This is a genomic window from Desulfobacula sp. (assembly GCF_021107415.1).
Window position 1 is genome coordinate 25,694 of record NZ_JAIOSW010000149.1, and the last position, 14,337, is coordinate 40,030.

The following is a 14,337-nucleotide window of genomic DNA, read 5'->3' on the forward strand; positions in this document are numbered from 1 at the left end:
ATTTTAATCATGAGGAAGGATAAAAGAACAAAGGTCATACTGTTAGCAATATTGATCTTATTTCTATCCGTATCTGTTACAACATTAGTATTTGCATATGGCGGGGGTGGCAAAAATCCGGCGAGTGAAAGTGACAGCGCTGTTGGGGGACCGCCGGTCGACGAAGCTAGAGAATATACCAGAGAGGAGCTTAACGCTATGTTTTCAGGACTGCCCACTGGAATACGGGAACTAGTGATTGGAAAGCAAGAGGGCAAACCCAGAACAAAGGCACAATTAATTAAAATCCTCCGTATCTTTTTGCAGGCCCAGAATTTCAGGAACCAGGCAGAAAGTATTGATGCCAATGCATGGGCAGACCTGGTGGGTTATTGGACAGACCTTGCTATTTTTATGGATAAAAGAGGGAAGGATGCAGAATTTATCTTATCCTTTGTACCCGCGGCCGGATGGATGTCAGGAACAGCATTTGGAGCGGTGAGAGCAGGAATAGACAAGTATGCTGAGGGCAAGGGGATAAAAGATATTGCCCAGGCAATGGCTGTGAGCGTGGCTGTGGATCAAATAATGAAGGTGGGGTCTTTATCAAAGCTGGGTAAAAGGGGTGATGAGCTTGTAGATATGATTCAAAGAGCAGACAAGCTTAAGCGTAATTCCAAAGTAACACAATATCTTAGAAGGGTTGGCAGAGAACTCTTTAATGTCAAAATAGAAGAAAAATTAACCAAAGATCAGATCGGGAAAGTATTGGGTTATATAGCAGACCAGGCCAGAGCGGCAGAGGTTAAACCGGTTAGCCCGCCCCCGAGTGTTCCGAGCATATGGAACCCCTTTGGTGGTCCCTTAGAAGCTTTTTTGAGGACTCCTTTAATATTGCCGGAAAGAACCTAAATTAACATAAAAATTTTATAATATAATGACAGGGGGTTGTATGTTTCGAAAAATACCATTTTGGATAGGACTTTTAATTTTATCCTTGTTTGTATGTGGATGTGTATCCACTACTTCTACCACTAGCACCGAGCCGGTTAAACCGGTCCAGGAGGAAGGCCTGGTCGTTTCCCTGCCGGATCGAACGTTTGGAGATATGACACAACAGCCAGCGCACGTCAAACTGGTTATGGCAGCCATGGTGAATAAATTGCGCGGCAGCCGGGATACCATTTCCGAAGTAGCTTTTGATTCAAATGGAAAACATGCATTTTATGATCCTGATTTCACCTATGGTGAATTTGATCTGGCAGCTATCCAGGTCACAGGATTTATAGTAAAGGAGCAAACGGATAATCAGGCACAGCTCATTATTGAAGGCATGTTTAATTTTGTTGATCTTTTTGGAAGGGGCAGTGCAACATATTTTGCAGCCGATTATACGGTTCGTAAAAACGGTATCACCATCAACAACTCAGGGACAGCGCTGATTGCGCCCGGGTTTCCTGATATAGAGACCTATTATGTTCCAAAATCCTCTTTTGATGGTGTTAATATGAAAGAATTGACTTCTTTTATGGATCTTTATCTACATGCAGCACTCAATGCATTTAAGATGGAACCAACACAGGAAGAACGAAAAAACAAAGAAGCCTATGAAAAAATGTCTGTCTGGAAAAAAATGACCGCCGGCGATAAAGTAAAGGCTGAAGAATACTATATTATGGCATTTTGCAAGGATCGCCTCCCCCCGGAAACTTCCCTTGAAATGAAGGTTACAGACAAGCCTAAAATGAAAGGTAAAACACTTTTTGAAACCGGGTATGTCTATGACCAGGGGTGGCGTGCCATGATCGCCGGCGGAACATTTAGCCCTGATGCCCTGAAGAATAATTTTCATGTAAGTCTTCAGTATAACCCCGACCCTGGATCAAAATCTGAATCCATCTGCGTCGGCGGCTATACGAATCAAAAAAACTATCACGATACACCCAAGTATATCATCAAACAAAAACCAGAGTCCAAAACTACATCTATAGCTCAACCCGTACCCAAGCCTAAGCCCAAACCCAAACCCATAGAATCCGGCGTTATATTTCTGGATCCACGCAACAAAGGAGATGCAAGGCTCATACAAACCAGGCTTAAGGATTTGGGATATTATAACAAAAAAATAGATGGCGATTTTGGTAGAGGTTCAAAAAAAGCACTTAAAAATTTCAGAAATGACAATGGCTTAGAAGATAACAGCACCTGGGATTTAAGCACACAAAAGATATTGTTTGAAAATTCCGGATTATAAACCATTATCCTATCCGGGGAATTTTTCTCCGGATAGGATATGCAAGTCTGACAGGCAATATATTTTGTTTATGGGAGATAAGTATCACCATTAATAATTTAAAATATTTTTTTTAATAAAGGAGATTTTTATCATGAGAAAGGATAAAAAAACAAAGGTCATACTGCTAGCAATATTGATCTTATTTCTATCCGTATCTATCGCATCATCTGTATTTGCATATGGTGGTAGCGATGGCCCCGCCAGGCCGGAAGATAGCGACAGTTATGTAGCACCTCAAAAACCCACAAAATTAACTGATAAAGAAATAAAAAAAATATTTAGCCTTCTGGGTACAAAATCCGGAAAAACAATGTCAGAAACATTTTCCGGTACCAGTCGAACCGCCAGGCAATTAATGTCAATCCGCCAGGCAATTTTGGAAGGAGATATGCAACGTGCCAATGCAGAAGCTTCTTTAATTCATGGATTAACGGTTACTGTTGAATTTTTAGATGAGGCGGGGCAGTGGAGTGAGCTTGGGCTGTCTTTTGTACCGGGTGTCGGTTGGGCGGCTCAAGGAGCTCTTGCTGCGGCCAGAGGAGGCGCTGATGCATATAAAAAGGAAAAAAAATTTAACTTTGAAGTTTTAAAAGGTGCCACAATAAAAGCTGTATCATCTGTGGTTGTAAATAAATTATCTCCCCTTGGTGCAGATATGCACTTTAATAACGCCAAAGCTGCCGTAAAAATAGCAACCAAAGGCATAGGTAAGCATGGCGGGAAAGCAGTCGAAATATTTGTGAAAAATGCTGTTAAGTATGGTGTGAAAAAAGAGACGGAAAGAAGAGCAGGGAATGCGTTGGAAGATGTGTTGAAGAATGCAGCAAAAAAAACGCCAAATCGAGCACCCAGGCCGGTTTATATGGGTCCCGGAAGAGTTCATATAACTCCATCGGGACAAAAACTGTATGAATAAATAATGATGGAAAGGAAAAAAAGATGTTAAAAATAATCAAACTTATAATCATGATATTTATTTGCAACTTTTTTATTTCTGGCTGTATTACGACAAAAATCATGCAGCCCAGTGAGAAAAGCATACAACCTGCCATGGAAATCACTCTCCCTGATAGAATCTTTGTAAATAATGAAACAACACCCATTGATATAAAAATGGTTTGTGCAGCAATATTGAACAAATTACGGCACAGGAGTGAGACTGAATTTGTCCGGTTCGACCCGGGTGTCGGACAAAAGGTTCAGGAGAAAACATTTAAATACGAAGACTTTGATGTAATCCTCATTGATATTACGGGTTTTGAGGCAAAAATTCTTGCGAAAAATCAAGTCCAGGGTATTCTTGAAGGTGTTTTCCATTTTGAAGATTTTGTGGGTCGAAGAGCATCTACCTATTTTGCTGCAAAATATCTTAAAACCCCTGATGGTATAGTGATTAATAAAGCTGGGATAACAATCATTCCACCTGTTTTTCCAAGGCTTGAAGCCTATTTTATCCCTGTTGAAGCATTCAATGAAATTCAAAAAAATAAGGTTCAAGGATTTTTAGAATTGTATGCTTTTGCCTTGGGAAATTCTTTAGATATGAATCCGAGTAAGGAAGAGACGCAAGCTTATCAAGCCTATCAAAACTTATCCATTTGGAAAAAGGCCACCGCAAAAAAAATGGGGGAAATGGAGCTTGCCGTTATGATTTTTTGCTTTGACAGACTTTCGAATGATGCCCGCTTTGAAGTAATAGTTTCAGGAAGCGGCAGCAAAGATCTTGTTGAGCCGGAATATATCAATAAAAATGGCTGGCCGATTGCTGTGCTTGGGGGTGAATTTGTGCCGGACTCCTGGGGCTCAATATTTGATATAAACGCATACTATACCCCTGAGGGGAAGAATGAAAAACTGTTGATAGGAAAATTTTCCAATAAAAAAAATTACAATCCAAAACAAAAACAACCCCGGATGAAAAATTATTTAAAACAAGAAGTATCCTCTAAGCAACCATCTATTGATGATCAAAAAGAAGGCCCGGTGGAGTCCGGCGTTATATTCCTGGATCCCCGCCACAAAGGAGATGCAAGGCTCATACAAACCAGGCTTATGGATTTGGGATATTATAAAAAAAAAATAGATGGCGATTTTGGCAGAGGCTCTAAAAATGCACTGAAAAATTTCAGAAAGGACAGCGGGTTGGAAGATAACAGCACCTGGGATTTAAGAACACAAAAAATATTGTTTAAAAATTCCGGATTATAAACCATTATCCTATCCGGGGTATTTTCCCTGGATAGGATATGCAAATCCAATAGGCAGTCTTTTCTTTAAAATTCTATTGATAAATGGTAATTATTTGAAAAGAAAATCAACCTGAAACCCATGGAAACAACAACAATGGACACTGTAAGTTTTAAAAAAAAAAATCTGATCGCACAATGGGCCTTTGATACACGCCCTATTCTTGGCAGGCTGCATTTATGGCTTGAAGATGTTAATATTGAATGGGTCAAGGGTCAACCAGATGATGAATTGAATGATTCAATTTCATTTGCTGATACCCGGACCGAAAAAATGCTGGCAATGACTTCGGCTGTTACTGCTCTCGGAACTAAATTATTCGGCAGGTTTGGCCAGGGTGCAGGACTGGAGAAAAAAGAACTCAACCTGGTAAAAAAAGATGCTGATGCCATCTCTGCCTATGCCATGAGCGAGAGTCTATGGTACCTTTCCCGGACTTTACCTGAAAACCATGCCATCATGGTCTGCCTGGGTGAGGGACTCATGCCAAAAGCAGGAGAAACCTCTGAAATGGGAGCCAACCCGCTTTTAGGGTTTGGAAGGATCTATGCAAGACCTGAAGTGGCCAAATTCCTGGAAAATTGTGTACTGAAATTAATCAATGATAAAACATATACATGGGAAAATTTCAGGCACGCCATAGTTCTTAAAGATATCACGGTTTGGGGTGCTGCCATTGATACGCTTGAAAATACTTCCCGGTTTGCCAAAGGAGAAAAAACAGGGCCTTTAACAGTACTCCACCTTTTCAATCAACCATTGGCTGTTACCGATCAATATGAAGGTTATATCGGAAATCTTGTTCTACCCAGAGCCGTGGTTGAAAAAGCGGCTGATGACTCTTTGCTGGTCAATTTTTTTACCCCCAGAGGAAAAGTGGTTCAAGCCATTAAAATGACATACCCCGGGATAAAACCGGATCATATTCATGTATGGACGCTCCAGGGAAAACGCCGTGAACCCCGCATCGGAAAAATATGGAAAGAATGGCAGGAACAAGGCGTTCATATTGTAGATGAAAACTGGACCCTGCCCACAGGATTCCACCCGTTTACTGATTCAGGGACCTATGCCCCGACCTTTGCCGTAAAAACATGGAAAGATGAAAAGAATGATACGCATCTTTTCCTGGTTGACGGATATGCGGCATCCGCTGAAGCTATCCAGGCAGCAAGTCTCACCTCTATTCTTAATATTGATGTCTCTTTAGCTGTGTTGTCATCTGAATTTGCCCTGAGATTTGATAAAGATGCTGCCAGCATGAAACTTGATCCGGATGCAGATGACTTTGCCCACCGCCTTAAAAATGAAATTATTAAAAAAGAAGTCGATGATGCCTTAATCGAAACCTATCGGGAAAGCATCCGCTTGGCCCGTAATGCAGAAATTCCTTTGGAAAAACGAACCATTACCATAGACGATCTGATTGCTGAAAAAAAATGGCGGGCACTTGCAACATCCGGATATATGCTCCCTGATCCTTATTCAGGCTCTCCAGGGGTCAGCCAGATTTCAGACGACACTTATTCTGTCACAGTCCGAATGACCACTGAAAAAGCAGACAAACGAATAACCTTTGCCTTAAGACTTCTTGAAACATTTGGTGAAAGCAAATTAATCTTCAGTCCACTTCTCAACCGTTTTTTAAAAGGAGAGGATTTTGAGAACCGGGCGGTTAAGATTTCAGATTCAGGCAGAATCAGAAACGAGCTTCAGACCCTTTGTACCGATGCTCTGGAACACTTTGGAAATAAAGTGGCTCTCAAATTTAGTAAAATACCCAAAGCAACCTTTTCCGAAGAAGAGCAAAAAACGTTGCGGAACATCCTGACATGGTATAAGAAAAATTATCCCATCTGGTTTGAGTGGCTTGAACTTAGCGAATAATGGGATGAAAGAATGAGCGGATTTAAAGTAACATTTCCCGGCAATAAAAAAATCGATGTCGCATTTAACAATTTTATCATTAAAACTGACCAGACTAAAGAAAATGGAGGTGATGAAACCGCACCCGAGCCATATGATGTTTTCATAACTTCCATAGGAGCCTGCGCCGGAATCTATGCAAAATCATTTTGTGATGTAAGAAAGCTTTCCACAAGTGACATGCATATTTTTATTGATGTCTTTTTCAAAGAAGGGCAAAAACTCATGGAACAGGTCAATATTACTCTCCATGTTGATCAACACTTCCCTGAAAAATATATCAAACCGATTACAAAATCCATGAACGGGTGTGCAGTTAAAAACCAGCTTCATCCAGATATAAAGATCAATACCACTACAGTTTACCCGGATCAATCATAATCCTAAATTAAGATTGTTAAATGGTTTTAATTGTTTTTTCCTTATTAATTCTCTCAATACTGATGATGGCATGCTCTTTTACATTTGAAATATGCTGTTTTAAAACTCTGATTGCACCATCAAGATTGGAACCGGCAATATAATCATATAATTTGATATGTTCCGAATCAACTGTATCCATGGGAGTTACAAAAAGAATATTGCCCCGGTATTTAAGATATAAGAGATCAAAAAGCGATTTTAAGGTGTTAATTTGTATCGTACATCCTGAGAGTGTTGCAAGGACAAGGTGAAATTCCATATCCTTTAAAAGCCGTTCCTTTAAATAAATATCTCTTACAGCATCAAGATGGCCGTCCAGAGCTTTTTTTAATATTTTCAGCCCTTTTTTGTCAATTTTGGATATGGTTTTTGGCAGGAGTGAGGTTTCGATTAATTCCCTGAATTCATAAATCTCTGTGATTTCTTTTAAACTGATATTTTCAGTATAATACCCGCGATTGGGTTCATGCCGGACAAGGCCTTGATACTCCAGCCGTTTCAATGCCTGGATAACGGGTGTTGTACTCATTTCAAGGCGGTTTGCAAGATCTCCATATGAAATCTTCTGTCCCGGTATAATTTCATTTAAAAAAAACATCCGCCGAATACCCATATAGGCTTCCTGGGTAAAATCATCTTTGCTCTTTTTCCTCTTTTTTATTTTTTTCTCCATGTGCAAAATAAATATACCAAGCCTTTTATAAAATCAATTAGAAAATAATAAGAAAAATAAAAAAAATTGACCCCAATAATAGCTCTATCTACCTGAATATCAATCATTTTATTCTTGACATAATCGCCAAAAAAAGATAATAAATTATAAATCTGATCAAATATTTGATCAGATTTATAATTTATACTGATAAAAGCTCTTATCAAACCCAAGGAGAAAAAAATGGCTTTGTCATTTATGGAAGGAAATGAGGCACTTGCCAGGGGAGCAATTGCTGCAGGCTGCAATTTTTTTGCAGGTTATCCCATCACACCGGCAACAACAATTTTTAACAGCATGCTGAGCATGCTGCCCCCCACAGGCGGTATTTGTATTCAGGGAGAAGATGAAATCGCATCCATGGGATATTGCATCGGCGCATCCATGGCAGGCAAAAAAGTATTGACCGCAACATCCGGCCCCGGCATCAGTCTTTACAGCGAACAGCTTTCATTTGCCATTGGCAGTGAAATCCCTTTGGTGATTGCAGATGTGCAACGCCTGGGGCCCTCAACAGGCTCGGCAACCCGAGGCGCTGACAGTGATATCCAATTCTTAAGATGGGGGAGCACAAGCGGTGTCCCAGTGATCGTGCTTGTTCCTAAGGATGCTCTTGACTGCTATATCCTTGCTGTCCATGCCTTTAACTATGCTGAAGAATTCAGATGCCCTGTTTTTATTGCTTCCAATAAAGAAATCGGGATGAACAGGGAAAGCTTTGATCTTGATTCCGTCACCCTTCCGCCGATTGTCGAGAGAAAATTATTTTCAGGGGACAGGTATCTGCCGTTTGAAGCCAAACCGGATGAGGCTCCGCCATTTCTTCCCATTGGCGGGAAAACCCTTGTCAGACAAACATCATCAACCCATGGACCGGACGGCTATATCACCATTGATCCGGAAGTGATTGCACAAAACCAGGCAAGGCTGAGAGAAAAAATCCATAGTGCCCGGAAAAGGATTACTCTTTTTGAAGAAAATATCAAAGAAAATAGTGACACTTTGATCATCAGTTATGGTGTCACTTCCCGGGCAGTTGCAGATGCCGGAAAAATTCTTGAAAGCCACGGAAAACCAGTCTCTACCTTAAGTCTTAAAACCCTGTGGCCGGTCCCGGAAGAGCTTTTAATAGAAAAAGCAAAACTCTTTAAACGCATTGTCGTCATTGAAATGAATCTGGGCCAATATGTCAATGAAATAAAACGGGTGCTTTGTGATAAAAAAGTGACGTTTTACGGCCAGATGAACGGTGTGTTGATCTCTCCCTCAAAAATTATGGAGGTCATTGAAAATGAATAGTTATTTAAATAAAACCCGGCCCCTTGTTTACTGCCCCGGGTGTACCCATGAGAAAATCACTAAAGGCCTTGATAAAGCTTTTGGCCACTTAAACCTTCCAGCAAACAAAACCGTTATCGTAACGGATATCGGGTGCTCAGGACTTTTTGATACTTTCTTCAACGTGCACGCCCTCCACGGAATTCACGGCCGGGCCCTAACCTATGCATCGGGTCTCAAACTTGCCGACCCCGAGCTGAACGTGATTGTCACAATGGGAGACGGGGGACTGGGTATCGGTGGTGCCCATGTATTGGCATCCTGCAGAAAGAATCTTGATATCACGCTGATCATTCTTAATAATTTCAACTTTGGAATGACCGGCGGACAATACTCTGCCACCACGCCGACGGATGCAATGGTAGGATCGGATTTTCTCAATCATGCGGAAATACCCATTGACATCTGTGCGGTTGCCGAAAGTGCAGGTGCAACTTATATTGCCAAATGTTCAGGCCATGATGCCGATCTATCACAAAAAATTACCGATGCTATTGAACACAAAGGATTTTCAATCATTGAAACCCTTGGTATGTGTACCGGGCGTTACACAAAAAGAAACCAGCTGACACCCAAAACCCTTGATCAGATGATCAATAGCCTTCCTGAAAGGTCTGGTGTCATAGAAAAGAATCAAAGGCCTGAATATGGTGAACGTTACAGGGCACTTGCCAAAGAGAGAAATACTTTTCCAGAAGCGGTTACCATAGAAAAAAAGATTGATCTTAAAAATTATCAACGGCAGGAAGTGGTCATTTTAGGCAGTGCGGGCATGCGGATCGTAACAGCCGGTGATATTGTCTGTTATGCAGGCCTTTGCGCGGGCATGAACGTGTCAATGAAAAATGATTATAATATTACCGTTCTCAGGGGACAGTCTGTCAGTGAAATCCTGATTTCTCCTGAAAGAATCGGCTATACCGGCATTGAATCTCCAACTGTTGTCCTGGCACTGAGTGATGAAGGTGTCCAGCGAAGAAAAAAAATATTTGCGACCCTGAAACCAGACACATTTGTTTTAAAAGAAAAAAGTGTCTCCATTCCTGAAACAAGCGCTGACGTTGTTGAAATTGACTTCAGAGAACTCAAAATCAAAAAACAGGACTGGGCGTTGGCTTCCCTTGGGGTAATGGCAAAAAAAGAAAAAGCCATTAATAAAGAAACGCTGAATCACGCTTTAAAGGCCCGATTTAATGAAAAAGTCTATCAAATTGCAATGGAAACCATTGAAAAAATGACTTGAGCTTCAAGTTGACATTTATTTGTGCTATTTAACCAAACATGGAAAAATCAAACAAATAAAAACAATAATATGACCTGGCCCGGCATACCTTTGCCGGGCTAGGTCATAAAATCCAGGTAAATTTTTCATATGCCCTTTTTTACGTGTGACCTTCAGGTTATTCGAATAAATATCCCTTTTATGCGTTCAATATCTTTTTCGCACTTTCATTATTCACATCCGTCACATGAGGAATACCGGTTTCAACTGCTGTTTCCCGATTACCTGAAAAAATCTCATGACGTGTAATTTGTTTTAAAGAAAATTTTCTTGCCCCGGCCATGAGCTGCTGCAGGCCGCATCCCAGTTTATCCGCCAATGTATAGAACGCAATGGCACCATAAGGAATATTTTTCATTTCCTCCTTACCCAGTTTTTTCTCAAGATCATGATAGCCGACAAAAATTTCATCTGCAGTCTTTCCAACTTCCAGAACCGTTTTCGGTAATTCATTCCAATTGCCGTTTACTGCCGCCCGCTGCTCAGGATTGATGGCTCCCTCTATGTTGGCCCCTAAAAATCCCGGAATCATAATAGCTCTTCCCATACAAATCAGTTTCGTATAGGGAGCCCCCAGGGCCAATGCTTTAAAAATATGATCTTCAAGGGCAAATCCGCCGGCAAAAGACATGTCCACAACATTTTTCCCTTTTGCCGATAAAATGCCGGCATATTCATGGGCTTTTGAATGAAGATTAATGGAGGGAACACCCCAGCTTTGCATCATATTCCACGGACTCATACCCGTCCCTCCGCCGGAGCCGTCAATTGTTAACAAATCAAGATTTGCATCTGTTGCAAACTTAATTGCCATTGCCAGCTCTTCCATTCCATAAGAACCTGTTTTCAGGGTAATCCTTTCAAACCCGATGCCGCGGAGATATTCTACGGAATCCATGAAATCTTTCTGGACCTCGCTGACCGTATCCAGATTGGTACCACCCAAACGGCTGTGCCGGGCAAAAGACTTAATTGCACCCTGCTCAAATCCCTGCTGAACTTCAGACAGAGACGGATCAGGATCAACCACATATCCCCGTTCTTTCAGAAAAAGGGCATATTCAAGGCTTCTGACCTGTATTTCTCCGCCAATATTCTTTGCACCCTGACCCCATTTTAATTCAATAATACACTTGTCCCCATATTTATCCACGACATACTCTGCAACACCATTTCGGGTATCCTCAACATTCAGCTGAACAATGATGGCACCAAACCCATCAAAATACCGTAGATAGGTTTCTATTCTCCGGTCAAGCTCAGGTGCCTTAACAATTTTACCTTTTTTATCTTTCTGGGAACCGATTTCAGAATTTCTATCCACACCCACCACATTCTCACCGATCACCACAGGAATACCGATCAATGCACCGCCAATGGCAAAGGCATCCCAATATTTTTCTGCTATAAGGGTTGAGCCCAAAGCACCTGTCATCATGGGCATGCGGATTTTTGTTTTAATCTTGGTCCCAAACTCGGTTTCAAGGCTGACATTTGGAAAAACACAGTCATCCGGGCTGTTGGTCAACCCTTGTGTAAGTCCGGCAGAACCATATGCATAGCCTTGAATTCTCAGGGAATTATAGGATACCCCCACATGGTTGGTATTGTTTGCACCGGCGGTAACCAGACCATAGCTTCTCGGATATAATAATTTCCTTCCAACCATGCTGGACAGCCATGTTTCACACTTCCCATTGCAATCTGCACGGCATAATGTGCAAAGACTTGATTCACAGACGTTCCCTCGATTTTTGGTTCCCAGGGCATCATTTCCTTTTGAAAATCGCATTTCCATAATTTTATCTCCTTTTTCATAATCTTGTCAGCTTTTCACATTTCCCCATTGAAATGATTTCCTGAAAATAAAAAAAGGTATCCTCCCCGGTTAGAACCCGAATCAGACACCTTTGTCCTGGAAAAATCCATTTTTACGCCATTGTAAAAATAAATTAAATTCTGGAAAGAAGTATCTTGAAAAGATTTTAATGTCAACTTAATCTTTTAAAAAAAAATATTTTATACAACTTGCCTGTATTGCATACTTCTTGACAATCTACCTCAATAAAAGTAACTATTTCATTAAATTTTCAAGGCTTAATAAAGGAGGAACATGGGTTCACTCAAAGAGTCAGTCTTAAATTGCAGTATAAATACAGATGATGACGATGTTTTTATCAATAAACTCAACAAACTTGCGGGAAATAACGGGGAAGATACCTACTCCGTTATTATACAGACACTGACAAGTCTTGATCTTAAACCCGGAGAGGCTAAAAAATGCTGGTTTGAAATCATTTCACACCGGGAAAATATATCCAATACTCTGGGCAGAAAAATAAGTTTGCTGGCAACAATCAGCGACTATTTTTTCTCATTTGAAAAATCTTTGAAAAATCACAGAATTGTTGAAATAAATGCCTATGAAAAAATAAAAAAAGACTCAACCCATGACGATCTTACAGGGCTTTTCAACAAAGCTTATATGCAAGACGCTTTAAGTCAACACATCTCTTTAGCAAAACGCCACAACACAGACCTGTCAATTCTGTTTCTTGACATTGATGATTTCAAGGGAATTAATGATACTTTCGGGCATCATTCCGGTGATATTGTCTTAAAAAATGTTGCACATACGATCAGCCAGGAAATGAGAGCAAGTGATATTATAGCCCGGTTTGGAGGAGATGAATTTGTTATCCTTATGCCCAATACATATAAAATAAATGCTCTTTTAATTTCTGAAAGATTACGAAAAACCATTCAACAAAAAACAATTACAATAAAAGGCACAACTCATCAAATAACGGTAAGCGGCGGGGTGGCGGGTTTTCCTGTTGATGCTCTGAAAGTTAAAGATTTATTAAATCTGGCCGACAGTGCACTTTATAGAGCAAAAGGTGCTGGAAAAAACAGTATTTCTCTTTTTAAAGAAGATAAACGGCGTTTTTTACGCATTAAATTCAACCGTCCGATAAAAGTAAAGCACCTGGGTTTCACTCGCACACGCACACTATCAGGAACAAGTAAAAATATAGCCATTGGCGGTATTCTCTTTGAAAATAAAGAACCGCTGTCAATCGGTGCCAAGGTACAGGTAAGTTTTTCAATAGACAAAGAATCGGACCCTCTTTTTCTTATAGGCACCATTGTCAGAGTCGAGACATTTGGACCGCATAATTATGATATTGGCATGACACTGTCTTTTAAAGAAATGGAAAAAACAGCTAAAGATGAAATATCAAAATTTTTAATCCAGCAGTCAGAAGACAATGATAAATAATTCATTAAATTAAAAAAACGCATGGCAAAACTAATTATTACTATTGCACCAACAGGCTCTATTCCCACTAAAAAAAACAATCCAAATGTACCCATAAGTCCTGATGAAATTATTCAAACAGGAATTTTATGCGAAAAAGCCGGCGCATCCATTATCCATATCCATGCCCGCAATCCGGTTGATGAAACTGCATCAACAGATTTTCAGATTTTTAAAAAAATCTTTCAAGGTCTAAGCCGGGAAACAAACCTGATCATTCAGATTTCCACAGGTGGAAGAGCAGGTATGGAGTACGAAAAACGAAGTGAAAGATTATCACTAAAACCTGAAATGGCCAGCTTAACCACTGGATCTGTTAATTTCCCTTCATCCGTCTATGCCAACAGTCCGGATCTTATTTGCGCCCTGACAAAGGACATGAAAACCTATGGCATTAAGCCTGAAATCGAAATTTTTGATGTCAGCATGATTCAAAATGCCCTTGACCTGGCAGACCAGGGCTTGATGAGCCGGCCTTTACATTTTGATTTTGTCATGGGGCTAAAGGGTGCTATCCCGGCAACAATAGAGAATCTGGTGCATCTTAAGAACAGCATTCCCCGGGAAGCGACCTGGACTGTGGCCGGAATAGGAGCCTATCAACTGCCCATGTGTATCCGTGCCATCGCCATGGGCGGTCAGGCACGGGCCCGGCTGGAAGATTGCATTCATTACCGCAAAGGAGAGCTTGCATCCAATGAACAGCTTGTAAAACGCATTGTGCAGGCGAGTAATATGATGAGCAGAAAAATAGCAACACCTGATGAAGCAAGAAAAATCCTTGGTTTAGTCTAAATGAAAAGGGTAAATAA

General features: G+C 40.7%; 12 protein-coding genes. 10 read left to right on the top strand and 2 right to left on the bottom strand.

From position 1 onward, the window contains the following. The first annotated feature begins 9 nt into the window (after positions 1-9). From K8S13_RS07950 to K8S13_RS07975, 6 genes are all read left to right on the top strand, one after another. Entirely contained in the window at positions 10-891 is an 882-nt protein-coding gene (locus K8S13_RS07950) for a hypothetical protein (protein WP_291461773.1), read from the top strand. A gap of 40 nt (positions 892-931) precedes the next feature. Continuing rightward, entirely contained in the window at positions 932-2,233 is a 1,302-nt protein-coding gene (locus K8S13_RS07955) for a peptidoglycan-binding domain-containing protein (protein ID WP_291461774.1), read from the top strand. Positions 2,234-2,366: 133 nt separating this feature from the next. Then, a complete protein-coding gene (locus tag K8S13_RS07960) occupies positions 2,367-3,191 on the top strand; it encodes a hypothetical protein (RefSeq protein ID WP_291461775.1) in 825 nt (274 codons plus the stop codon). Between the two features lie 23 nt (positions 3,192-3,214). Further along, entirely contained in the window at positions 3,215-4,483 is a 1,269-nt protein-coding gene (locus K8S13_RS07965) for a peptidoglycan-binding domain-containing protein (RefSeq protein ID WP_291461776.1), read from the top strand. Between the two features lie 135 nt (positions 4,484-4,618). Further along, the gene (locus K8S13_RS07970; RefSeq protein ID WP_291461777.1) at positions 4,619-6,409 is read left to right on the top strand and encodes a hypothetical protein; all 1,791 of its coding nucleotides are present in this window, start codon (positions 4,619-4,621) and stop codon (positions 6,407-6,409) included. Positions 6,410-6,421: 12 nt separating this feature from the next. After that, positions 6,422-6,829 (top strand): OsmC family protein, encoded by a 408-nt coding sequence (locus K8S13_RS07975; protein WP_291461778.1) that lies wholly within the window; start codon positions 6,422-6,424, stop codon positions 6,827-6,829. A 16-nt stretch (positions 6,830-6,845) separates the two neighbouring features. Here K8S13_RS07975 and K8S13_RS07980 read toward each other — a convergent pair whose 3' ends face one another. Continuing rightward, complete coding sequence (locus K8S13_RS07980) at positions 6,846-7,544, bottom strand: GntR family transcriptional regulator (RefSeq protein WP_291461779.1); 699 nt, start codon at positions 7,542-7,544, stop codon at positions 6,846-6,848. Positions 7,545-7,766: 222 nt separating this feature from the next. On the opposite strand from K8S13_RS07980, the gene K8S13_RS07985 reads away from it, so the two are divergent. Both K8S13_RS07985 and K8S13_RS07990 read left to right on the top strand, forming a co-directional pair. Continuing rightward, positions 7,767-8,882: a transketolase C-terminal domain-containing protein gene (locus tag K8S13_RS07985; protein ID WP_291461780.1), complete on the top strand. Its 1,116-nt coding sequence runs from the start codon at positions 7,767-7,769 to the stop codon at positions 8,880-8,882. Further along, positions 8,875-10,164: a thiamine pyrophosphate-dependent enzyme gene (locus tag K8S13_RS07990; RefSeq protein ID WP_291461782.1), complete on the top strand. Its 1,290-nt coding sequence runs from the start codon at positions 8,875-8,877 to the stop codon at positions 10,162-10,164. Before K8S13_RS07985 ends, K8S13_RS07990 begins: the two co-directional genes overlap by 8 nt. A gap of 178 nt (positions 10,165-10,342) precedes the next feature. On the opposite strand, the gene K8S13_RS07995 is transcribed toward K8S13_RS07990, so the two are convergent. Further along, a complete protein-coding gene (locus K8S13_RS07995) occupies positions 10,343-12,001 on the bottom strand; it encodes a glutamate synthase-related protein (protein ID WP_291461783.1) in 1,659 nt (552 codons plus the stop codon). A gap of 315 nt (positions 12,002-12,316) precedes the next feature. Between K8S13_RS07995 and K8S13_RS08000 the strand changes: the two genes are divergently transcribed. Together K8S13_RS08000 and K8S13_RS08005 are read left to right on the top strand one after the other, a co-directional pair. Continuing rightward, positions 12,317-13,486, top strand: a complete 1,170-nt coding sequence (locus K8S13_RS08000) for a diguanylate cyclase (RefSeq protein WP_291461785.1) — start codon at positions 12,317-12,319, stop codon at positions 13,484-13,486. Positions 13,487-13,507: 21 nt separating this feature from the next. Beyond that, positions 13,508-14,320 (top strand): 3-keto-5-aminohexanoate cleavage protein, encoded by an 813-nt coding sequence (locus K8S13_RS08005; protein ID WP_291461787.1) that lies wholly within the window; start codon positions 13,508-13,510, stop codon positions 14,318-14,320. Positions 14,321-14,337: the final 17 nt, after the last annotated feature.